The organism is bacterium (assembly GCA_026398675.1).
Classification (GTDB): domain Bacteria; phylum RBG-13-66-14; class RBG-13-66-14; order RBG-13-66-14; family RBG-13-66-14; genus RBG-13-66-14.
This window is the reverse complement of record JAPLSK010000306.1, coordinates 1-1,955: the sequence shown is the minus strand read 5'-3', so window position 1 is coordinate 1,955 and position 1,955 is coordinate 1. Positions and strand designations below refer to the sequence as shown.

The window sequence follows — 1,955 nt, the reverse complement described above, 5'->3', positions numbered from 1 at the left end:
TCGTGGTGGCCCAGGTCCTGGACTGGGAGGCCCCCCGCGAGATCCCCGTGGGCAAGGTGGTCGAGGTCCTGGGCGACCCCGACGACCCCGGCGTGGACATCCTGGCCATCGTCCGCAAGTTCGAGCTCCCCGACGAGTTCCCCCCCGAGGTCGAGACCGAGGCCGAGCGGTGCGACCCGGCCATCGCCGACGAGGAGTGGACCCGGCGGCGCAACCTCTCCGGGGAATACATCATCACCATAGACCCCGTGGACGCCAAGGACTTCGACGACGCGATAAGCCTGGAGGAGAAAGACGGCGGTTGGCGGCTCGGGGTTCACATCGCCGACGTGTCGAATTACGTGGTCCCCGGCACGGAGCTGGACGAGGAGGCCTTCCTGCGCGGCAACAGCGTTTATCTCCCCGACCGGGTGCTGCCCATGCTCCCCGAGCGGCTCTCCAATTTCGTCTGCTCCCTGCGGCCCGGCGAGCTCAAGCGCACGGTGAGCGTCATCGCCGACCTCAACGCCAAGGGGGAGATAACGGCGGTGGAGGCGACGCCCTCCGCGATAAACTCCCGGCACCGGCTGTGGTACGAGCTGGCCCAGGATTTGATCGACGGCAAAAAAACCCCCGACGTGCAGGAGTTTGGCCAAGGCAGGACTCAGGCGGAGCTGGACGAGCTGGCCGACCGATTGCGGCGCATGGACGCCCTGGCGAAGGTCCTCTACCAGAGGCGCCTGGACCGCGGGGCCATAGACCTGGACCAGCCCGAGGCGAAGCTGATACTGGACGAGGCCACCGGCAAGACGCTGGAGATTCGGGTCAAGGAGCGCCTGCGCACCCATCAGCTCATCGAGGAGTTCATGCTTTTGGCCAATGAGGCGGTGGCGAAGCTCCTCACCGACGCCAAGGGGCCGGCGCTCTACCGCATCCACGACAAACCGGACCCCCGCGCGCTCCAGCACCTGTCCAAGTCGTTGAAGTTTCTGCAGATGGACTTCTCCGGCGACGAGCTCGCCGACCCACGGGTGATGCAGCGTCTGGTCAAGGCCGCCGAGGGCAAGCCGCTCGAGCGGCTCATCAAGTTCATGCTGCTGCGGAGCCTCCAGCGGGCGGTGTACTCGCCGAAGAACGTCGGGCACTTCGGGCTGGCCTCGGGTTGCTACACGCACTTCACCAGCCCCATCCGGCGCTACCCGGACCTGGTGGTGCACCGGCTCTTGAAGGCGCTCCACGTCGGCGACGGGCCGCCCTACGACCGGATCCAGCTCGGGGAAATCGCCAAGCACACCTCGGCCACGGAGGAGCTGGCCGAGGAGGCCGAGCGCGAGGCGGACGAGTTCAAGAAGCTGGAGTACCTCGCCGGGCATTTAGGCGAAGTTTTCGCCGGGACCATCACCGGGGTGATCGCCAAGGGCGTCTTCGTCGAGCTGAACGACCTCTTGATCGAGGGGCTGGTCCACGTGGCGAAGCTGGGAGACGACTACTACAGCTTCCAGGAGTCGCCGGACCAGCTCGTGGGGCGGAACACCGGCAACACCTACCGGCTGGGCGACAAGCTCCAGGTGCAGGTGGTGAAGGTTGACCTGGCGGCGCTGCGGCTGGACCTGGACCCGGCGGGGAAAATACCCGAGAAGAAGGCGGCTCGCGGCCGGAAGCTACCCCCCGCGGAAGGCGAGCCCCACTGGCTCAAGTACATCCCGCCCCAGCAGCGCGGTCGGGCGAGCCGGAAGAAGAAGTACAAGAAGTGATGTTTCCCCTCCCCCCTTTGGGGGGAGGCTCGCCTACGGGCTAGGGTGAGGGTCGAACCGCGGCGGTCTCCCCCTCCCTGTGGGAGAGGCGCGCCGACGGGGCCGGGGTGAGGGCAGCCAACCCCCCTCTCCCCTCTGGGGTGTGGTTTTGGGTGTGGGGAAGATTGCGGCGGCCCGCAGAGGGGCCGCCCTACGTCATCGCAGCGAGGCGTGGGCCGGGGT

Annotated in this window: 1 protein-coding gene; it reads left to right on the top strand. The window is 67.4% G+C overall.

Translation table 11 applies throughout. The features are described 5' to 3' along the window. Positions 1-1,733 (top strand): ribonuclease R (gene rnr, locus NTW26_09065; protein MCX7022404.1); only part of this gene is annotated, 1,733 nt, incomplete at its 5' end. Positions 1,734-1,955 lie beyond the last annotated feature (222 nt).